The organism is Streptomyces sp. NBC_00513 (assembly GCF_041431415.1).
Classification (GTDB): Bacteria; Actinomycetota; Actinomycetes; order Streptomycetales; family Streptomycetaceae; genus Streptomyces.
Window position 1 is genome coordinate 3,097,166 of sequence record NZ_CP107845.1, and the last position, 18,567, is coordinate 3,115,732.

The following is an 18,567-nucleotide window of genomic DNA, read 5'->3' on the forward strand; positions in this document are numbered from 1 at the left end:
AATGTCCCCCCAACCCCCCCATCACCAGCGACGACAGAGCTCCGGGGGGCGCGTGACCCTATGGGTACTGGCCATGGCCGGACTCTGCGCTTCCCGCACGGGTAGCGGAGTGGAACCCTTACTGATCGAATGCTTTTCGCCAAGTTGCCAAGTCGACATAGCGCTGCGTGCTGAACTTGTCACGCCGACACCACGGGACGCAGTAGATTCGATCATGTATTTACGGCGGGGGATCCACGTGCAAGGCCGAGGGGAAACGTGCAGGTGCGACCAGACCAAGGAGTCGCGACACCCAAGGGGGGCTTAGCGCCATGAGCCAGGATTCCACCGCCGTCGTCGCGGACGCGGGCCGGAAGCTCGCGGGGCGTCGCCGCAGAGAGATCGTCGCCGTGCTGCTGTTCAGCGGCGGCCCGATCTTCGAGAGTTCCATTCCACTCTCCGTGTTCGGCATCGACCGGCAGGACGCGGGAGTTCCACGCTATCGACTGCTCGTGTGCGCCGGTGAGGACGGTCCGCTGCGGACCACCGGCGGACTCGAACTGACCGCGCCGTACGGGTTGGAGGCGATCGCCCGGGCAGGCACGGTCGTCGTTCCGGCCTGGCGCTCCATCACTTCACCGCCGCCGCCGGAGGCGCTCGACGCACTGCGTCTGGCGCACGAGGAAGGTGCCCGGATCGTCGGACTGTGCACGGGGGCCTTCGTGCTCGCCGCCGCCGGTCTGCTCGACGGTCGGCCCGCGACGACGCACTGGATGTACGCGCCGACGCTGGCCAAGCGGTACCCGTCCGTCCACGTCGACCCGCGCGAGCTGTTCGTCGACGACGGCGACGTACTGACGTCCGCGGGCACCGCGGCCGGAATCGACCTGTGCCTGCACATCGTGCGCACGGATCACGGCAGCGAGGCGGCCGGGGCTCTGGCCCGCCGCCTCGTCGTGCCGCCGCGCCGCACGGGTGGCCAGGAACGCTACCTCGACCGGTCACTTCCGGAAGAGATCGGCGCGGATCCGCTGGCCGAGGTCGTCGCCTGGGCGCTGGAACACCTCCACGAGCAGTTCGACGTGGAGACGCTGGCCGCCCGCGCCTACATGAGCAGGCGCACCTTCGACCGGCGGTTCCGTTCGCTCACCGGCAGCGCTCCGCTCCAGTGGCTGATCACCCAGCGGGTACTCCAGGCACAGCGGCTGCTGGAGACCTCCGACTACTCGGTCGACGAGGTCGCCGGGCGCTGCGGGTTCCGTTCGCCCGTCGCGCTGCGCGGTCACTTCCGCCGGCAGCTGGGGTCCTCCCCGGCCGCCTACCGGTCCGCGTACCGGGCGCGCCGGCCGCAGGCCGACGTGTCGCAGGTGACGCAGATCTCGGAGGGCCCGCTCCCGCACCAGCGCACTCCGCAGCCCCAGCGAGCGGCGGCGGCCCTGGCCGCGGCCGGTCAGTCGGTGACGGAGCTGTACGCGCCGAACCGGGTGCTGCGCGAGCACGCGTAGTCCCGCCCGCCCGGACCACGAAGGTCCCTCTCGTCGGCCGTCCCCGACGAGAGGGGCCTTCGGGCGTGTACGGGCCCGGTCCGATCCGGCGAAGAGCGCATAAGGTGGGCGCATGAACGATCGCATGGTGTGGATCGACTGCGAGATGACCGGGCTCTCGTTGACGGACGACGCACTTATCGAGGTGGCCGCACTGGTCACCGACTCGGAGCTCAACGTGCTCGGCGAAGGCGTGGACATCGTGATCCGCCCGCCGGACGCTTCCCTGGAGACCATGCCCGACGTGGTGCGCGAGATGCACACCTCGTCCGGCCTGCTCGACGAGCTGGCCGGCGGGACCACGCTCGCGGACGCCGAGGCGCAGGTCCTGGCGTACGTACGGGAACACGTCAAGGAGCCCCGCAAGGCTCCGCTCTGCGGAAACTCGGTCGGCACCGACCGCGGCTTCCTGCTGCGCGACATGGCCGCGCTGGAGAGCTACATGCACTACCGGATCGTGGACGTGTCCTCGGTCAAGGAGCTGGCCCGCCGCTGGTACCCGCGGGCGTACTTCAACAGCCCGCCGAAGAACGGGAACCACCGGGCGCTCGCGGACATCAAGGAGTCCATCGCCGAGCTGCGCTACTACCGCGAGGCGGTCTTCGTGCCGCAGCCCGGACCCGACTCGGACACGGCCCGCACCATCGCCGCCAGGCACGTGGTGGGCGGCGCGTAGCACCCTCCGGAGGCGGGCGGCGGGGAAAGGGGGGAGCGAGCACCCTCCCGGACCCTGTACGCTTTTCTTCGGCCGGTCGGTTTTCCGACCGGACATGGTGGGTGTAGCTCAGTTGGTAGAGCACCTGGTTGTGGTCCAGGTGGCCGCGGGTTCAAGTCCCGTCACTCACCCTGTGGAAAGGCCCCGTCCCGCGCGAGCGGGCCGGGGCCTTTCGCGTGCTCAGGAGGATTCCCGAACCACCAGCTCCGTCGGCAGGACGACCGCCGTCTCCCCCGACTCGCCGGCGATCCGCTCCAGCAGGACACGCGCCATGGTGCGGCCCATCTCCTCGATCGGCTGGCGCACGCTGGTCAGCGGCGGGTCCATGTGGCGGGCCACCACCGAGTCGTCGAAGCCGACCAGTGCCACGTCAGCGGGGATGCGGCGACCGGCGGCCCGCAGCTCGCGGCGGGCGCCCGCCGCCATGACGTCGGAGGCGGCGAAGACGGCGTCGAGGTCCGGCCGGCGGTCCAGCAGCTCGCGCACGGCCCGGGCGCCGCCCTCCTGGGTGAAGTCCCCGACCGCGATCAGTGCCTCGTCGACCGGGTGCCCGGCGGCCTGGAGGGCCTGCCGGTAGCCGTCGAGGCGGCACTGGGCGCCGTACACGTCGAGGGGTCCGGTGACGGTGGCGATCACGCGCCGGCCCCGGCCGAGGAGGTGGCGTACGGCCTCGGCGGCTCCGGCGAGGTTGTCGGAGTCCACGCTGGGGAGCGTCTCGTCGGCCGAGCGGCGTCCGCTGATCACCGCGGGGATGCCGAGTTCGGCGAGCAGCTCCGGGAGCGGGTCACCGGCGTGCACGGAGACCAGCAGCACCCCGTCGACGCGGTGCCCGGACAGGTACTGGGCCAGTCGGCGGCGTTCCCGCTCGCTGCCGGCGAGGGTGAGCACCAGCTGCACGTCGGTCTCGGCGAGGGTGGCGCCGACTCCGCGCACCACGTCGGAGAAGTACGGCTCGGCGAAGAAGCGGGCCTCGGGCTCGGGGATGACGAGGGCGATGGCGTCGGTGCGGTTCGCGGCGAGGGCCCGGGCGGCCCGGTTGGGGACGTAGCCGAGCTCGGCGACGGCGGCCTCGACGGCGGCCCTGGTGTGCTCGCTGACCTTGGAGGATCCGTTGATCACCCGGGAGACCGTGCCGCGTCCGACCCCGGCCCGGACCGCGACCTCCTCCAGCGTCGGCCGTCCCCCGCTGCGCCCGTGCCCGTTCATGGCTTCCTCCCGGCTGGTGAATCTACCCGTTGACTGCCTCTTGACGATGGTGGGAGCGCTCCCACACTGTGGCACACGACACCCGGTACGTTCCATCCCCCAGGGAGGATCCTGATGCGAGCCCGAAGAAGACTTGTGACCGCGGTCGGTGCGATGGGCGCGACGGCGCTGCTCCTCGCGGGGTGCTCGCAGGACCCCGGCGAGGCCCCCGCCCAGGGCGGCTCCACCGGCGGCAAGGCGAAGACCACCCTCACGGTCGGGGTCTTCGGCGCCTTCGGGCTCCAGGAGGCGGGCCTGTACGACGAGTACATGGCGCAGAACCCGGGGGTCAGGATCGAGCAGACCTCCATCGAGCGCAACGAGAACTACTACCCGCAGCTCCTGACCCACCTGGGTACCGGCAGCGGACTCGCCGACATCCAGGCCGTGGAGGTCAACAACATCGCGGAGGTCACCGCGACCCAGGCGGACAAGCTGGTCGACCTCGCGAAGGCGCCGGGCGTCGACAAGGGCGCCTACCTGCCGTGGAAGTGGGCCCAGGGCACCGCGAAGAACGGGGCCACGGTCGCCCTCGGCACTGACATAGGCCCGCAGGGCATCTGCTACCGCAAGGACCTCTTCGCGGCGGCCGGGCTGCCCACCGACCGGGCCGCGGTCGGCGCGCTGTGGGCGGGCGACTGGAACAAGTACCTGGAGACGGGCAAGGCCTACAAGGCGAAGGCCGGGGCGGGCAAGGCCTTCGTGGACTCCGCGTCGGGCGTGATGGCGGCGGTGACGGGCAGCAGCGCGGAGCGGTTCTACGACGCGCAGGGCAAGGTCGCGTACAAGACGAACCCCGCGGTGCGCGGGGCCTTCGACCTGGCGGCCTCCTTCGCCGTCGAGGGGTTGAGCGCGAAGCTCCAGCAGTTCACCCCGGCCTGGGACCAGGGCTTCTCCAACGGGAACTTCGCCACCGTGTCCTGCCCTGCCTGGATGCTCGGCTACATCCAGGACAAGGCCGGTCCGGCGGGCAAGGACAAGTGGGACGTGGCGCAGGCCCCGAAGCCGAGCAACTGGGGCGGTTCGTTCCTGGTGGTGCCGAAGGCGGGCAAGAAGGCCGAGGAGGCGGCGAAGCTGGCGGCCTGGCTGACGGCCCCGGCGCAGCAGGCGAAGCTGTTCGAGAAGCGCGGCAGCTTCCCGAGCGCGAGCGCCGCCTACAGCCTGCCGGCGGTGTCGGGCGCGAAGCACGCGTACTTCGGCGGCGCCCCGATCGGGGAGATCTTCGCGCGGGCCGCCGAGGGGGTGCCGGTGACGGTGATCGGCCCGAAGGACCTGGTCATCGCGCAGAACCTGGCGGACATCGGGATGCTCCAGGTCGACCAGAAGGGCCGCACCCCGCAGGAGGGCTGGGACGCCGCGGTGAAGGCGATCGACAACGCCCTGGAGCAGTGAGGTTCCGGTGACGGACGAGACGGCTGTTCTCGCCCCCTCCGCCGCCGGCAGTGAGCGGCCGGCGGCGGAGGGGGGCGATCGGCGCCAACTGTGGCGCTCCCGCCGCTACCGGTGGGACCTGCGCTGGAGTCCGTACGGCTTCGTGGCGCCCTTCTTCCTCTTCTTCGCCGCGTTCGGGCTGTTCCCGCTGCTCTACACCGGCTGGGCGGCGCTGCACCAGGTGGAGTTGACGGACCCGGACGCCATGACCTGGGTGGGGCTGCGGAACTTCACCCGGCTGTGGGACGACGCGTTCTTCTGGAACGCGCTGCGCAACACCTTCACCATCGGGTTGTTGTCGACGGTGCCGCAGTTGGCGATAGCGCTGGGGCTGGCGCACCTGCTCAACTACAAGATGCGCGGATCGGCCTTCTTCCGCGTCGCGGTGCTCACCCCGTACGCGACGTCGGTGGCCGCGGCCACGCTGGTGTTCGTGCTGCTCTTCGGCCGGGACTACGGGATGGTCAACTGGGTTCTGTCCACGGTCGGTTTCGGGCCGGTGGACTGGCAGAACGGACCGTTCGCCTCCCAGGTGGCGGTGTCCACGATCGTGGTGTGGCGGTGGACGGGCTACAACGCGCTGATCTACCTGGCGGCCATGCAGGCCGTCTCCGCCGACCTCTACGAGTCGGCGGAGTTGGACGGGGCCTCGCGGTGGCAGCAGTTCGTCCACGTCACCGTGCCCTCGCTGCGACCGACGATCTTCTTCACCTGTGTGGTGTCGACCATCGGGGCCACCCAACTCTTCGGCGAGCCGCTGCTGTTCAACGGCGGGGCGGGCGCCACGGGCGGCTCGGACCACCAGTTCCAGACGCTGGGGCTGTACCTGTACGAGCAGGGCTGGGTGAACCTGCACCTGGGGCGGGCCTCCGCCATCGCGTGGGCGATGTTCCTGATCCTGCTGCTGATCGCGGGCCTGGCCCGGCTGCTGCGAAGGGTGTCCCGATGAGATCGCTGCGCGCGGGGAAGCCGACGTACGTCGTCCTCGGGGTCTTCACCCTCGGCTCCCTCTTCCCCCTGGTGTGGACGGCGGTCGCCGCGTCCCGGAACAACACGCGGCTGGCGCAGACCCCGCCGCCGTTCTGGTTCGGCGGGAACCTGGGCCACAACCTGTCGGTCGCCTGGACCGACGCGAACATGGGCGCGGCCCTGCTGAACACGGTGATCGTGGCGGGCACGATCACCGCGGGCACCGTGCTCTTCTCCACCCTGGCCGGCTTCGCCTTCGCGAAACTGCGGTTCCGGGGGCGTCGGCCGCTGATGGCGCTGGTGGTCGCGACGATGCTGGTGCCGCCCCAGTTGAGTGTGGTCCCGCTGTACATGTTGATCGCCGAGCTGTCCTGGACGGACCGGCTCCAGGCGGTGGTGCTGCCGGCCCTGGTGGGTGCCTTCGGGGTGTTCTTCATGCGGCAGTACCTGGTGCACGCGCTGCCGTTCGAACTGGTGGAGGCGGCGCGGACCGACGGGGCGAGCTCGTGGCGCGTCGTGTGGCACGTGGTGTTCCCGGCGGCGCGTCCGGCGATGGCGGTGTTGGGGATGCTGACCTTCGTCATGGCCTGGAACGACTTCTTCTGGCCGATCGTCGCGCTGACGCAGAACGGCAGCCCGACGGTGCAGGTGGCCCTGACGGGTCTGGGCCGGGGGTACATCCCCGACCAGTCCGTGATCATGGCGGGTGCGCTGCTGGGCACGCTCCCGCTGCTGCTGGTGTTCCTCGTCTTCGGCCGCCAGATCGTCGGCGGCATCATGCAGGGAGCGGTGAAGGGTTGAGCGGGATGAGCGGGATGAGCGGGATGCGGTTCCCCGACGGGTTCCTGTGGGGCGCGGCCACGGCCGCCTTCCAGATCGAGGGCGCGGCCGAGCTGCGCGGGCCGTCGATCTGGGACACCTTCTGCCGTACGCCGGGGAAGGTGCACGGCGGCGACACGGGAGACGTGGCGGCCGATCACCATCGGTTGTGGCGCGAGGACGTCCGGCTGATGGCCGGGCTGGGGCTGGGGGCGTACCGGTTCTCGGTGTCCTGGCCCCGGGTGTCGTCCGGCGGGCTCGGCTTCTACGACGCGCTCGTCGACGAGTTGCTCGCGCACGGGATCGAGCCGTGCCCGACGCTGTACCACTGGGACCTGCCGCAGGAGTGGGAGGACGCGGGCGGCTGGCCGGAACGGGAGACCGCGTACGCCTTCGCCTCGTACGCCGAGACGGTCGCGAAGACCCTCGGGGACCGGGTGGGGCGCTGGACCACCCTCAACGAGCCCTGGTGCAGCGCGTTCCTCGGCTACGCCTCGGGGGTCCACGCGCCGGGGCGCACCTCGCCCGCCGATTCGCTGCGTGCCGCGCACCACCTCAACCTGGCGCACGGGTTGGCCGCGTCGGCGCTGACCTCGGTCCTGCCGTCCTCGGCGCGGGTCGGCATCGCCCTCAACCCGAGCGCGGTGCGTCCACTGACCGACTCGGAGGCCGATCTGGACGCGGTGCGGCGGATCGACGCCCTCGCGAACCGGATCTTCACCGGGCCGCTGCTGCACGGCGCCTACCCCGACGACCTGCGGGTCGACACGGCCGCGCTGACCGACTGGTCCTTCGTCCGGCCGGGCGACGAGGCGCTGATCCACCAGCCCCTCGGCTTTCTCGGGGTGAACTACTACACCCCGGCCGTGGTCTCGGCGGCCTCCGGCGGCCCGCGCGCCGACGGGCACGGCGACAGCGAGCACTCGCCGTGGCCCGGCTCGGAGTCCGTGGCCTTCCACCAGCCTCCGGGCGAGCGGACCGACATGAACTGGTCGATCGATCCGACCGGGCTGCGCGAGCTGTTGTCCCGGTTCGCCGGCGAGGCACCGGGCCTGCCGCTCCTCGTCACCGAGAACGGCGCCGCCTACGGCCCTGACCTGCACGATCCGCTACGCATCGACTATGTGCGCGGGCATCTCGCGGCGATCCACGGCGCGCTGGCCGACGGGGCGCCCGTGGAGGGCTACTTCCTCTGGTCGCTGATGGACAACTTCGAGTGGAGCCACGGCTACGGCAAACGGTTCGGCATCGTCCACGTCGACTACGAGACCCAGGTCCGCACCCCGCGCTCCAGTGCCGTCTGGTACGCCGACCTGGCCAGGAGCGGCCTCCTGCGGTGACCGGCGTTCAGCCCCTGGCCGGGGGCCAGTTCTCCAGGGCGACGTGCAGCACGTCGATGATCCGCTCCCAGGACGCGCCGACGTCCCGGGGGTGGCCGAAGCCGCCGGTGGCCTCCAGCCCGCTGTACCCGTGGAAGGTGCTCCGCAGCAGGCGGACTGCGTCGGTCAGGTCGGGTTCGGCCAGGCCGTAGGCGCGCAACACCCCGTATGTGAGGTCGATGAAGCGGAGGTGGCCGGCGGACGCGGCGCCCCGCTCCGGGGGGAGCTGGATCTGGGTGGCCGCGTACCGGCCGGGGTGGCGCAGGGCAAAGTCGCGGTAGGAGTCGGCGAAGGCGGCGAGTGCGTCCCGGCCCGAGCGCCCGGCCACCGCCGCGCCGATCAGGTCCGCGATCTCGCCGGCCGCCAGCACGGCCACCCTGATCCGCAGGTCCTGGAGGTTGCGGACGTGGGAGTAGAGGCTGGCGTCCTTCACCCCGAAGTTCCGGGCGAGGGCCGACACGGTCACCTTGTCGAAGCCGACTTCGTCGGAGAGGTCCGCGGCGGCCCGGGTGACCCGCTCGGCCGTCAGACCCGCGCGCGGGGCCATGCGTTCACCTCCGCCCGCTGGTTCCCGGACCGTCCGGGGAATTCTCCGAATATACATACGCCCCGGCGGGAGCCCCCGCGACGCGGGCGCGGGCCCTGTCCGGCGGGCGCGGGTCCCTGCCTCCGCTCACGCGGGGCCCTGACCGGCCGCTCTTCGGAGACTCTTCCCGGTCCGGTCCCCCGTGAGAGGACCGGCGCGCCCCCGGTGTCGACCACCCCTGGTCGGACCGTCCCGCGCCGCCCCCTCCCGGAGCGTCAGATGTCTCCCACCGGTCACCCCTTGCCCTATCACCTCATGCCCGCCCGGCCCGCGTTCCCGGACCGGCTCCTCCCACCACACCTTCCACCACGCCCTCCACCACACCTTCCACCACTCCCCTGCCGAACGACGACCGGCGGCGAGGATCGACGCGACAGACATCGACGCGACGGACCACGTCAGGACGAACACCTTCATGGCGAACACCTTCACGCCAGACACCGGCACGACGGACACCGACACAACGGACTGCGACACAACGGACTGCGACATGGCGGGCAGCGACATGGCGGACTGCGACATGGCGGGCATCTCCACTCTAGAATGAGTCTTTGGCACAGATTCTGTGTGACGCATTCCCTGCGTCACACAGTTAAATTTGAAGCACGGAGAAGCCGATGTCAACCAAGTCCCCTCGTTCGGGTAAGGAATGGACCCGCGCGGAACTGCTCGCGCGGATCCTCATCGAGAGCGACCGGCACCACACCGATTACGCACGCCTCCACCTGGCCATGGCCGACCACCTCGGCCTGCACCCCACCGACACGCAGTGCCTGCGTCTCCTCGCGAACGAGACGGAGCCGGTGAGCACCGGCCACATCGCCCGGCTCACCGGTCTGACCTCGGGATCCGCCACGCGTCTGGTCGACCGGATGGTCAAGGCGGGACTGGTGGAGCGGCACGCCGACCCGCACGACCGCCGCCGTTCCCTCGTCTCCCTGGCGCCCGAGGCCCGGCGGCGGATCGGCGCCGCCTGGGAAGCCCCCGACCGGGCCTTCGGCACCGCGCTGCGGGACTACTCGGACGGCGAACTCGCCGTCATCGCCGACTACCTCCACCGCGCGGCCGAGGTGGGGCGCGTCGAGGCCGAGCGGCTCGACTCCGCCGACTGATCCCCGGCCGGCCCGCGGACACGGCAGCCACCCGACCGCCCCGCCGCCGGCACCCGCCATCCGGCACCCGCGATCCAGCCGCCACCGCCCGCCCTGCCCCCGGCACCCGGCACCCGCCACCCGTCACCCGCGGTCCAGCCGCCACCGCCGGCCCCGCCCGCCCCGCCCGGCGTCCCTCATCCCGCACCCCGCACCCGGCACCCGGCACCCGGCCGCCCATCGCGAAGGTCCGCCCGTCGGAAAGGTCGCCCGTCGGGAAGGTCCGGTCCGCCCGTCGGACACGGGGTTCCGAAGCGGTGGTTCCGTCGCTACCGTCCCGGATCGACGGGCACGACGCGCGCCGGAGACACGGGAGGGTCGGCGTGCGGATGGAGGATGCCCGTGTCCCGATCCACAGCCGCTCCGAGCGGCTTCTGCGGTGTGTTCGCCCTCGGCGGCGGCGCCCTTCCCGTCCACGCTTTCCTGGCCCGGCTGCCCGCCGCGCTCTGCCCCGTCGGCACGCTCATGCTCATCAACACGCGCGACGGGATCGGGGCGGCCGGCGCCGTCGCCTCCGCGCTCTGGCTGGGTCAGGCCGTCGGTGGACCGGTCATCGGCCGGTCGGCCGACCGGCGCGGCCACCGGCCCGTGTTGCTCGTGGCCTGCGGCGCGAACGCCCTCACCCTGTTCGCCCTGGTGTCGGCGGTCCTGGGCGGGCTGCCCCTGCCCGCCCTGCTCGCCCTCGCCGCCGCGGCGGGCCTCACCGTCCCGCAGGTCGGGCCGCTGGCTCGGGCACGCTGGGCTCGGCTGGCCGGGGAGGACCGGGTCCTGAAGGGGGCCGCGCTCTCCTTCGACACCACCCTGGACGAGGTCGGGTTCATGGTCGGCCCCGCGCTCGCGGGGATCCTCGCGGTGGCCGTGCACCCCGCTTCCGCGCTGGTGTTCGCCGGCGTGCTGATCCTCGTCTTCGGCACCCTCTTCGCCCTGCACCCGACCGCGCCCGGGCCGACCGCGTCCGCGCGGGCCGGCGAAGCCGCCCAGCCCTCGACCATCCAGCCGACCCCGACCCCGACCCCGACCGCGTCCGCGCGGACCCGGACCACCCGGACCACCCGGACCACCCGGACCACCCGGACCACCCGGACCACCCGGACCATGACCGCGCGGGCCGCCGTACCACTGTGGTCGCCCGGGCTGGTCCTGCTGTTCGCCCTGGCCGTGCTCCAGGGGGCCGCGATGAGCGGTGCCAACACGGGGGTCAACGCACTCGCCGAGGCACGGGGCGAACCGGGCGCGGCCGGACTGGTGTGGGCCGCGATGGCCGTGACCAGCTCCGTCGCCGGCTTCGCGACCGTGGCGCGACCGGGGTCGACCGTCCTGACCGTCCGGCTGCGCCGGACGATCGCGCTACAGGCCGTACTGACACTGCCCCTGCTTGCCGTGTCGGGGCTGTGGGAGGCGGCGTTCGCCGTCGGGGCCGTGGGGTCTGCCGTCGCCCCGCACCTGATCGCGCTGTTCGCTCTGGTGGAGCGCACGGGGCCGGCGGAACGCCTGGCCGAGGCCATGACCCTGCTGGGCAGCGGGCTGATCCTCGGTCAGGCCCTGGCGGCGGCGGTGGCCGGTCCACTGGCGGCGGCGTACGGCCACCGGGCGGCGTTCGCCGTGGCCTGCGGGGCGGTCGTCACGTCGGCGGTGGTGGCCGCGGTGGCCCGGCCCGGGTGGGTACGGGGCGCGACGGGCCCCGCGCCCGCCCCCGCCTCGCAACACGACGCGGACGCAGGAGAGTCCCGTACGGGCGGCGTGGACGCGTCCCGTACGAAGGACTTCACCAGGAACGTCACCAAGGACGTCGCTCCGGACGGCACGCCCCACATCCCCGCTCCCCGCGCCGACGGCAGGCCTACGCCCCGCCGGTAGGGGTGCGGCCTCCCGGGTCCGCGCTCCGAACGCATCGAGCCCGGACCGGCGCACCCGCCTCAGCCCGGACCGGCGCACCCGCCTCAGGCCGACCCAGGCACACCGCCTCAGGCCGACCCGGCCACCCCGCCTCAGGCCGGTCGGCCCGTCCCCGCCTCGGCCGCCTCGACGCGGAAGTTGAAGTCCGCGTGTCCCAAGGTGCCCATCAGGCGCAGCCACAGCGGCAGCAGCATCTCCGTGCCGCGGGCGGTCTCGATGCCGCCGAGGTCCAGGATGCGGGCGTCCGGCCAGCCGAAGGAGTGGAGCAGTTCTCGCACGGCCCGCTTCGCGTCGGGGTCCTCCCCGGACAGGAACACCTGGTGGTCCCCGGGGACCCGCGCCGGGTCGACCATGATCCGGCAGTTCATCGTGTTGAGCGTCTTCACCACCCGGAGTCCGGGGAACGCCCGCTGGAGCATCTCCCCCAGGCTGTCGTCGTTGACCACGTCCAGCCGGGGCGGGAATCCCTCCGCGAAGTCCAGCGGGTTCGCGACGTCGATGAGGATCCGGCCGTCCAGGTCCGCCGCGCCCGCCTCCCGCAGCACGGCGACGCTCGCCAGCCCGTTCGTGGCGTTGATCAGCGTCTCGCCTTCGCTCGCGGCCTGCGCGAAGGTCGCCACCGGGAGGCGCCCGTCGGCGAACTCGGTGCGTTGGCGGGTGGCCTCGGGGACACGGGTTCCGATGACCACTTCGTGGCCCAGGTCGAGCAGGCGGCCGGCGATCGTGCGGCCGACCGTGCCCGTGCCCAGCACTGCGTAGCGCATGCTCACGTCCGATCCGGGTGCCGATGTCGTGCGGGGGAAGAGGTCCGTGGCGGCCGGCGCCGCGAACCGTGCCGTGGGACCGTACCGACCCGCCGGCGCACGGGCCGCCAGGCGCGCCCCGGACCGCCCGCACACGGTCTCGACCGCCCCCGACCGGCCCAACCCGACCCCGGCCCGGTCCGCCCCCGAACCGGACCGACCGGCGAGGGACCCGCTCGACCCCCACGGACCCGACCGGCCCCCCCCAACCCGACCCGCCCCGACCCCGACGACGACTCCCTCGCCCGTCAGTCGACCCGTCAGTCGCCCCGGCGCTTGCGCCGGCTGCGGCGTGCCTCGCCCCGTGCCCGGCCGTCCAGCGCGATCCACACCCTTACCTCGGTCCCGCCGAGCACCGAGCGCCCCAGCCGGACGTCGCCGCCCGTGGACTCCGCGACCCGGCGCACGATGTCCAGGCCCAGGCCGGTCGAACCGTCGCGGCCGCCGTCGTTGCCGCGGCGCAGCGCCGCGTCCGGGTCGTCGATGCCCGGTCCCGCGTCCGAGACGAGCACGATGACGGCGTCCCCGGCGTCGTGGACGTCCACCGCGAAGGGGGTGTTCTCGGGGGTGTGCCGGAAGACGTTGCCCAGCATGGCGTCCAGGGCGGCCACGAGTTCGGCCCTGGCCACGGGGATCCGTACGGTGCGGTCCACGCCCGCCAGCCGAACCTCGCGCCCCTCGTCCTCGGCGAGCGCCGACCAGAAGTCCATGCGGTCGCGGATCACCTCGGAGGCGTCGCAGCCCGCGCCCACCGAGGTGTGGGGGGAGCGCTGTTCGCGGGCGGTACGGATGATCGTGTCGACCTCGCGTTCCAGTTGCTCCACCGCCGCCCGGGTGTGGTCGGCGGCCGGGCCGTCCCCGAGGGAGGCCGCGTTGAGCCGCAGCACGGTGAGGGGGGTGCGGAGCCGGTGCGAGAGGTCGGCGGCGAGTTCCCGCTCGTTGGCGAGGAGTTCCACCACCTGGTCCGCCATGGAGTTGAACGCGACGGCCGCCGAGCGGAGTTCCTTGGGGCCGTCCTCCGGTACGCGTGCCCCGAGCCGCCCCTCGCCCAACTGGTGGGCGGCGTCGGCGAGCCGTTCGGCGGGCCGCACGAGGCGGGCGCCGAGTCGGTCCGCGACCGCCACCGAGCCCACGATCAGGGCGAGTCCGACGCCCGCGAGGACCATCCAGGCGGTCGCGACCCCGTTGCTGACCTCGCTCTCCGGCACGTGGATCTCGATCACGGCGATGTCCCCGGATCCGAGGGCGGTGGGCTGGAGGAGCGCCGAGCCGCCGCCGGACACCTTGGCGGTGGTCGCGCGGCCCATCTTGCGGGTCTGGGTGACGGCGTGTTCCCCGGCCCAGCCGTCACCGATGTCGACGGGGGCGTCGTCGCCGATCGCGGGCACGTGGACGGCCATCCGCCCGGCGGCGCCCATCTGCGTGGACTCCACGGCCTTGCGCAGTTGGACGGGGTCGGTGGTGATGGAGAGGGTGGGCCCCATGGTGGCGGCCTGTCGTTCGGCGTTGGAGAAGGCCCGGTCGCTGGCCATTTCCTGGACCACGAGCCCGAGGGGTACGGCGAAGGCCACGACCACCATGGCCGTGACCGCGAGGCACACCTTGACCAGCGCCCATCTCACGCCGGCGGCTCCAGTTTGACGCCCACACCCCGCAGGGTGTGCAGGTAGCGGGGGCTGGCGGCGGTCTCGCCGAGCTTGCGGCGCAGCCAGGACAGGTGGACGTCGATGGTCTGGTCGTCGCCGTACGACTGCTGCCACACCTCGGCGAGCAGTTCCCGTCGGGACACGACCACGCCGGGCCGGCCGGCGAGGAAGGCCAGCAGGTCGAACTCCCGCCGGGTGAGGTCGAGGACCGCCCCGTCGAGTTCGGCCTGTCGGCGCAGCGGGTCGATGGCCAGTCCGCCGACCCGCAGGACCCGCGAGGGGGGTTCCACGCCGGCGGCGGCGCGGGAGCGGCGCAGGACGGCGGCCATCCGGGCGGAGAGGTGTTCGACGGAGAACGGCTTGGTGAGGTAGTCGTCGGCGCCGTCGTTGAGCAGCCGGACGATCTCGGCCTCGTCGTCGCGGGCCGTCGCGATGATGACGGGGACGTCGGTGATGCCGCGCAGCATCTTCAGGGCCTCGGCCCCGTCCAGGTCGGGCAGTCCGAGGTCGAGGATGACCACGTCGAAGCGGTGGTGCGCGACCTCGCGCAGCGCCTCCAGGGCCGTGCCGACGCTCCGCACGGTGTGGGAGGCCTCGGTCAGGTGCCGGATGAGGGCGGAACGTACGAACTGGTCGTCCTCGACCACGAGCACACTTGCCATGGCGGCACCGTAGTCCATTCGGGGGATGCCGGGAGGCGCCGGGCCATCTCTGTGACGGGTGGTGCAGTATGTGCCGTGATGCTGAGAGGACTTGTACATGCCATGGCGTGGACGCTGTCCACGGCGGCGGCGGTGACGCTGTCGTGGTGGGGCGTGCACACCGTCATGTCCGGCACCGCCTACGATCCTCCGCTCGCGGTCCCGCTGACCGCGGTGCCGTTGTCCTCCTCGACGCACCACACGGATCCGCCGTCCTCCCCCGCTCCGCCGCCCGCGTCCCCGTCGCCCTCCCCCTCGTCCTCGGCCCCGTCCCCGTCGGCCACGCCGTCCGCCGGGAAGCCGAAGCCGCCGTCCGCGTCGCCGAGCCCGCGCCCGTACCGGCAGCCGGACGACGGGTCCGGCGGGGACGACGTGAAGGGGTACTCGGTGTCCGGCGGTCGGGTGGCCTTCGACATCGGGAAGTCCTCGGCCGAGTTGGTGTCGGCCACCCCGGCGGCCGGTTGGCGCATGCAGGTGTGGAAGCAGGACTTCTGGATCCGGGTCACCTTCACCAGGGAGAGCCGCGAGGTGTCGGTGTTCTGCACCTGGCACGACACGGCCCCGCGCGTGGAGATCGTGGATCCCTGAGCCGGCCGGGGGTCCGCGCGGCCCCCTCGGCTACGGTCGGCACCGACCTGTGGTGACGAGGGAGGGACGGCGGACATGGGTGGCGCGCGGTACGTCACGGACCTGATCGAGGCGTGCGAGCGGCACGCGGGCGTACCCGCGCTCGGCGCCGGCCCCTCCTGGCTGCTGACCTTCGACGAGGTGCTGTCGGAGGCGTACCGGCTGGCCGGCGCCCTGTCCGGGCTGGGCGTCGGCCGCGGGTCGGGGCTGGCCTGCGTGACGGCCGGCAACCCGCCCGAGCAGCTGCTCGTACGGTTGGCGGCGCACCTGCTGGGTGCCCGGCTGACCCAGGTCGTCGTCGGACCGGCCACCCACGGCCTGGAGTTCCTGCTGCGGGACTGCGAACCGGCGCTGGTGGTCCACGACACCCCGGTCCCGGACACCGGGGTCGCCCGGGTGACCGTGGGCGCGCTGCTGGAGTCGGCCCGCGCCCTGGACGCGACGCCGGTACCGGTACGGGCCCGCGAGGAGGACGTGGCCCGGGTGACGTACACGGGCGGTACGACGGGCCGCCCGAAGGGGGTGGCCTCCACGTTCGGGGCGATGGCGGCCCGCAAGGCCGATCGCGGCCGGAGCGCGGAGCGGGTCTACCTGTCGGTGACCTCCCTGGCCCAGCGGTCCGGGGGCCGCTGCCTGGAACAGTTGCGGGCGGGTGGCCGCAGCGAGGTCCTCGGCCCCTTCGACACGAGGGGGTTCGCCGAGGCCTGCCGCCGGCTGGGGCCCGTGTCCACGTACCTGACGACCTCGATGGTCTACCGGCTGCTGGACGACCCCGTGACCGCAGCCGGGGTGCCCGGCCTGGAGCAGGTCTCGTACGGCGACGCGCCCGTCCACCCGGAGCGGCTGCGGCGGGCGCTGACCGGCTGGGGGGCCGGCAAGGAGTGGCGGCAGGGGTACGGGATGAACGAGTCGGGGGTGATCTGCCGGCTCACCGCGGCCGACCACGAGGCGGCGGCCGGCGACCGCCCGGAACTCCTCGGCTCGGTGGGCCGGCCCGTGCCCGGGGTGACGGCGCGGGTCCGTGCGGCGGACGGGAGCGCGTGCGCGGAGGGCGACACCGGCGAGGTGTGGGTGCGGTCCGCGACGGTGATGGCCGGCTACTGGAAGCGGCCAGGGCAGACGGCGGAGGTGCTGCGTGACGGCTGGCTGCGCACCGGGGACCTCGGGCACTTCGACGCGGACGGGTACCTGTACCTCGACGACCGGGTCAAGGACGTGGTGATGGTGGACGGGGAGAACATCTACTGCGGGCCGGTGGAGACGGCGCTGACCCGGCATCCCTCGGTGGCGGAGGCCGCGGTGGTGGGCCGGTTCCACGAGGTCACCGGCGAGGAGGTGTGCGCCTTCCTGGTGCCGGCCGCCGGTGCGGACCCGTCCGGGGAGGCGGCCGACGCGGCGTGCGCGCTGGTGGAGCGGGAACTGGCGCGGGACCACCGCCCGACGGGGGTGTTCTGGCTGCCGGCCCTCCCCCTGACGGACCGCGGCAAGCCGGACAAGCGCCGCCTGCGCGAACTGGCCCGGCGGGACGCGGACGACGAGGCCTAGCGGAACACCGACGGCGGGGGTTCCGGCGAGGCCACCGCCGAGGCGTCGGTCACCGGGGCCGCGCCGCCCGCGAAGTCCGCGAGCGCCCGACCGTGCTCCACCCGCCCGGGGTGGGGATCGGTGGCCACGCGCCGGGTGAACTCCGCGACCGGCAGCTCCCGGTCGGCGGCCACGAGCACGGCGTTGCCGAAGCGTTTCCCCCGCCACACCACGGGGTCGGCGGCCAGGGCCAGTTCCGTGAACCGGGTGGCGGCGGTGGCGATCTGGCCCTTCAGGTGTGCCAGCGGCGGGCCGTCGGCGAGGTTGGCCACGTACCAGCCGCCGGGTGCCAGGGCCCGGCGTACGTCGTCGAGGAACTCGGCGCTCGTCAGGTGGGCCGGGGTGCGGGCGCCGCCGAACACGTCCGCGATGACCAGGTCGGCCCAGCCGTCCGGCACCTTGGCGAGGCCCGCGCGCGCGTCCACGGCCCGCACCCGGACCCGTGCCTGCGGGTCCAGCGGCAGGTGTTCCCGTACGAAGGCCACCAGGCCGGCGTCGATCTCCACCACCTGCTGGGTGGAGCGGGGGCGGCTCGCCGCGGTGTAGCGGGCCAGGGTGAAGGCTCCGCCGCCCAGGTGCACCACGTTCAGGGGCTGCCGGGCGGGCGCGACGAGGTCGATGAGGTGGCCGATCCGGCGCTGGTACGCGAAGTCCAGGTACCCGGGGTCGGTGAGGTCGACGTGTGACTGCGGCGCCCCGTCGATCAGCAGGGTCCAGGCGCCCGCTCGCTCGCGATCGGGGGCCAACTCCGCCCGGCCGCCGTCCACCTGCCCGACGACCGGCTCCACGGCGCCCCTGCGCCCGCTGCCCTTGCTCTTCCCTGCCATGCGCCCATTATCGCCGGTCAGGGCATCAGCGGCAGTTGTCCGCCGCCTCGATCAGTCGGGCGGCCTCGCCGAGTGCCGCGCGCAGCACGTCGGGGTCGGTGACGGGTCCGACGGCCTCCGGGGGCAGCAGCCATCCGGTGCCGTCCACGGGCGACGAGGCGCAGAGCTGGGTGTCGCCGATGCGCAGGCCTCGTCCGTTGGTCTGCGTGCAGGCGCTGCCGGGCAGGTCCCAGGCGTCGGCGGTGCCGGGCGGAACGAGGAAGCCGAGGGTGTCGCCGGAGCCGTCGTGCAGGACGGGGCCGACGCCGGGAGCGGTGTGGTGGGTGGCCCGACGGATGATGTCGACCGCCTCCAGGCCCTGCCGGGTGGGCACGGTCACCAGGTCGGGCGCCTCGGCCGGGTCCGGCGCGTCGAGGGTGTCCAGCGTCCCGACCGCCCGGGGCTCGGGCGTGGTGTTCGTTCCGATGCTCTCCATGCCGCCCTCCACCAAGGGAACCCCTCCTCGATCCGCGTACGAGCCACTCCGCATGGGTTCAACGCGGTGGGACGTCAACGGGTGCGGCGCAACGATGCCGCAAAGGATGGCAGTTCATGGCGGATCGCGGGTGAGATATCCGTTTTGTAGCCAAACACCGCATGAACGGTCCTTCGCCGGCGGTACCTTC

The 18,567-nt window shown here is 73.0% G+C and carries 18 protein-coding genes and 1 tRNA gene; 12 read left to right on the top strand and 7 right to left on the bottom strand.

The window, feature by feature from the left end; translation table 11 throughout:
* The first annotated feature begins 311 nt into the window (after positions 1-311).
* The 3 genes from OHA84_RS14360 to OHA84_RS14370 all read left to right on the top strand — a co-directional run bounded on the left by OHA84_RS14360 (position 312) and on the right by OHA84_RS14370 (position 2,369).
* Positions 312-1,484: a helix-turn-helix domain-containing protein gene (locus tag OHA84_RS14360; RefSeq protein ID WP_053674690.1), complete on the top strand. Its 1,173-nt coding sequence runs from the start codon at positions 312-314 to the stop codon at positions 1,482-1,484.
* Positions 1,485-1,596: 112 nt separating this feature from the next.
* On the top strand, positions 1,597-2,199 hold the full coding sequence (orn, locus tag OHA84_RS14365) for an oligoribonuclease (RefSeq protein ID WP_053674688.1): 603 nt from the start codon (positions 1,597-1,599) through the stop codon (positions 2,197-2,199).
* A gap of 97 nt (positions 2,200-2,296) precedes the next feature.
* Positions 2,297-2,369: transfer RNA gene (locus tag OHA84_RS14370), tRNA-His, on the top strand.
* 49 nt (positions 2,370-2,418) lie between these two features.
* On the opposite strand, the gene OHA84_RS14375 is transcribed toward OHA84_RS14370, so the two are convergent.
* Positions 2,419-3,444, bottom strand: a complete 1,026-nt coding sequence (locus tag OHA84_RS14375; RefSeq protein ID WP_266971408.1) for a LacI family DNA-binding transcriptional regulator — start codon at positions 3,442-3,444, stop codon at positions 2,419-2,421.
* A 114-nt stretch (positions 3,445-3,558) separates the two neighbouring features.
* Between OHA84_RS14375 and OHA84_RS14380 the strand changes: the two genes are divergently transcribed.
* The 4 genes from OHA84_RS14380 to OHA84_RS14395 are packed head-to-tail and all read left to right on the top strand — an operon-like array spanning position 3,559 to position 8,042.
* The gene (locus OHA84_RS14380) at positions 3,559-4,875 is read left to right on the top strand and encodes an ABC transporter substrate-binding protein (protein WP_053674684.1); all 1,317 of its coding nucleotides are present in this window, start codon (positions 3,559-3,561) and stop codon (positions 4,873-4,875) included.
* 7 nt (positions 4,876-4,882) lie between these two features.
* Positions 4,883-5,863 carry a carbohydrate ABC transporter permease gene (locus OHA84_RS14385; RefSeq protein ID WP_053674681.1) on the top strand — a complete coding sequence of 327 codons (981 nt, stop codon included), beginning with the start codon at positions 4,883-4,885 and terminating at the stop codon, positions 5,861-5,863.
* The gene (locus OHA84_RS14390; RefSeq protein WP_266947566.1) at positions 5,860-6,684 is read left to right on the top strand and encodes a carbohydrate ABC transporter permease; all 825 of its coding nucleotides are present in this window, start codon (positions 5,860-5,862) and stop codon (positions 6,682-6,684) included. Before OHA84_RS14385 ends, OHA84_RS14390 begins: the two co-directional genes overlap by 4 nt.
* Positions 6,685-6,689: 5 nt before the next feature.
* Positions 6,690-8,042: a GH1 family beta-glucosidase gene (locus OHA84_RS14395; protein WP_266947567.1), complete on the top strand. Its 1,353-nt coding sequence runs from the start codon at positions 6,690-6,692 to the stop codon at positions 8,040-8,042.
* Positions 8,043-8,049: 7 nt separating this feature from the next.
* Here OHA84_RS14395 and OHA84_RS14400 read toward each other — a convergent pair whose 3' ends face one another.
* The gene (locus tag OHA84_RS14400) at positions 8,050-8,628 is read right to left on the bottom strand and encodes a TetR/AcrR family transcriptional regulator (RefSeq protein WP_266971405.1); all 579 of its coding nucleotides are present in this window, start codon (positions 8,626-8,628) and stop codon (positions 8,050-8,052) included.
* 454 nt (positions 8,629-9,082) lie between these two features.
* Here OHA84_RS14400 and OHA84_RS14405 point away from each other — a divergent pair, with 454 nt between their 5' ends.
* The 3 genes from OHA84_RS14405 to OHA84_RS14415 all read left to right on the top strand — a co-directional run bounded on the left by OHA84_RS14405 (position 9,083) and on the right by OHA84_RS14415 (position 11,675).
* Positions 9,083-9,214 carry a hypothetical protein gene (locus OHA84_RS14405; protein ID WP_266971403.1) on the top strand — a complete coding sequence of 44 codons (132 nt, stop codon included), beginning with the start codon at positions 9,083-9,085 and terminating at the stop codon, positions 9,212-9,214.
* A gap of 70 nt (positions 9,215-9,284) precedes the next feature.
* Positions 9,285-9,779, top strand: a complete 495-nt coding sequence (locus tag OHA84_RS14410; RefSeq protein ID WP_053674673.1) for a MarR family winged helix-turn-helix transcriptional regulator — start codon at positions 9,285-9,287, stop codon at positions 9,777-9,779.
* A gap of 381 nt (positions 9,780-10,160) precedes the next feature.
* Positions 10,161-11,675 (top strand): MFS transporter, encoded by a 1,515-nt coding sequence (locus OHA84_RS14415; protein WP_266971400.1) that lies wholly within the window; start codon positions 10,161-10,163, stop codon positions 11,673-11,675.
* 131 nt (positions 11,676-11,806) lie between these two features.
* Here OHA84_RS14415 and OHA84_RS14420 read toward each other — a convergent pair whose 3' ends face one another.
* The 3 genes from OHA84_RS14420 to OHA84_RS14430 form a co-directional block, all read right to left on the bottom strand.
* Positions 11,807-12,478: an NADPH-dependent F420 reductase gene (locus tag OHA84_RS14420; protein WP_053674670.1), complete on the bottom strand. Its 672-nt coding sequence runs from the start codon at positions 12,476-12,478 to the stop codon at positions 11,807-11,809.
* A 299-nt stretch (positions 12,479-12,777) separates the two neighbouring features.
* Positions 12,778-14,139 carry a HAMP domain-containing sensor histidine kinase gene (locus OHA84_RS14425; protein WP_053674668.1) on the bottom strand — a complete coding sequence of 454 codons (1,362 nt, stop codon included), beginning with the start codon at positions 14,137-14,139 and terminating at the stop codon, positions 12,778-12,780.
* On the bottom strand, positions 14,136-14,825 hold the full coding sequence (locus tag OHA84_RS14430) for a response regulator transcription factor (protein WP_063839417.1): 690 nt from the start codon (positions 14,823-14,825) through the stop codon (positions 14,136-14,138). Before OHA84_RS14430 ends, OHA84_RS14425 begins: the two co-directional genes overlap by 4 nt.
* Positions 14,826-14,903: 78 nt before the next feature.
* Between OHA84_RS14430 and OHA84_RS14435 the strand changes: the two genes are divergently transcribed.
* Together OHA84_RS14435 and OHA84_RS14440 are read left to right on the top strand one after the other, a co-directional pair.
* Positions 14,904-15,452, top strand: coding sequence for a hypothetical protein (locus OHA84_RS14435; protein WP_078998300.1), 549 nt, complete (start codon positions 14,904-14,906; stop codon positions 15,450-15,452).
* Between the two features lie 75 nt (positions 15,453-15,527).
* The gene (locus OHA84_RS14440; protein ID WP_266971397.1) at positions 15,528-17,036 is read left to right on the top strand and encodes a class I adenylate-forming enzyme family protein; all 1,509 of its coding nucleotides are present in this window, start codon (positions 15,528-15,530) and stop codon (positions 17,034-17,036) included.
* Here the strand turns inward: OHA84_RS14440 and OHA84_RS14445 are convergent.
* Both OHA84_RS14445 and OHA84_RS14450 read right to left on the bottom strand, forming a co-directional pair.
* Positions 17,033-17,902 (bottom strand): spermidine synthase, encoded by an 870-nt coding sequence (locus OHA84_RS14445; RefSeq protein ID WP_053674659.1) that lies wholly within the window; start codon positions 17,900-17,902, stop codon positions 17,033-17,035. The two genes, OHA84_RS14440 and OHA84_RS14445, sit on opposite strands and share 4 nt — an antisense overlap.
* A 25-nt stretch (positions 17,903-17,927) precedes the next feature.
* On the bottom strand, positions 17,928-18,377 hold the full coding sequence (locus tag OHA84_RS14450) for a hypothetical protein (protein ID WP_266947573.1): 450 nt from the start codon (positions 18,375-18,377) through the stop codon (positions 17,928-17,930).
* Positions 18,378-18,567: the final 190 nt, after the last annotated feature.

Excerpts from the sequence above, each read along its gene's own strand:
- OHA84_RS14445 (WP_053674659.1), bottom strand. The coding sequence starts at position 17,902 with ATGGCAGGGAAGAGCAAGGGCAGCGGGCGCAGGGGCGCCGTGGAGCCG.
- OHA84_RS14440 (WP_266971397.1), top strand. The coding sequence starts at position 15,528 with ATGGGTGGCGCGCGGTACGTCACGGACCTGATCGAGGCGTGCGAGCGG.
- OHA84_RS14360 (WP_053674690.1), top strand. The coding sequence starts at position 312 with ATGAGCCAGGATTCCACCGCCGTCGTCGCGGACGCGGGCCGGAAGCTC.
- OHA84_RS14400 (WP_266971405.1), bottom strand. The coding sequence starts at position 8,628 with ATGGCCCCGCGCGCGGGTCTGACGGCCGAGCGGGTCACCCGGGCCGCC.
- OHA84_RS14435 (WP_078998300.1), top strand. The coding sequence starts at position 14,904 with ATGCTGAGAGGACTTGTACATGCCATGGCGTGGACGCTGTCCACGGCG.
- OHA84_RS14395 (WP_266947567.1), top strand. The coding sequence starts at position 6,690 with ATGAGCGGGATGAGCGGGATGCGGTTCCCCGACGGGTTCCTGTGGGGC.
- OHA84_RS14450 (WP_266947573.1), bottom strand. The coding sequence starts at position 18,377 with ATGGAGAGCATCGGAACGAACACCACGCCCGAGCCCCGGGCGGTCGGG.
- OHA84_RS14405 (WP_266971403.1), top strand. The coding sequence starts at position 9,083 with ATGGCGAACACCTTCACGCCAGACACCGGCACGACGGACACCGACACA.
- OHA84_RS14410 (WP_053674673.1), top strand. The coding sequence starts at position 9,285 with ATGTCAACCAAGTCCCCTCGTTCGGGTAAGGAATGGACCCGCGCGGAA.
- OHA84_RS14420 (WP_053674670.1), bottom strand. The coding sequence starts at position 12,478 with ATGCGCTACGCAGTGCTGGGCACGGGCACGGTCGGCCGCACGATCGCC.
- OHA84_RS14375 (WP_266971408.1), bottom strand. The coding sequence starts at position 3,444 with ATGAACGGGCACGGGCGCAGCGGGGGACGGCCGACGCTGGAGGAGGTC.
- OHA84_RS14390 (WP_266947566.1), top strand. The coding sequence starts at position 5,860 with ATGAGATCGCTGCGCGCGGGGAAGCCGACGTACGTCGTCCTCGGGGTC.
- orn (WP_053674688.1), top strand. The coding sequence starts at position 1,597 with ATGAACGATCGCATGGTGTGGATCGACTGCGAGATGACCGGGCTCTCG.
- OHA84_RS14380 (WP_053674684.1), top strand. The coding sequence starts at position 3,559 with ATGCGAGCCCGAAGAAGACTTGTGACCGCGGTCGGTGCGATGGGCGCG.
- OHA84_RS14430 (WP_063839417.1), bottom strand. The coding sequence starts at position 14,825 with ATGGCAAGTGTGCTCGTGGTCGAGGACGACCAGTTCGTACGTTCCGCC.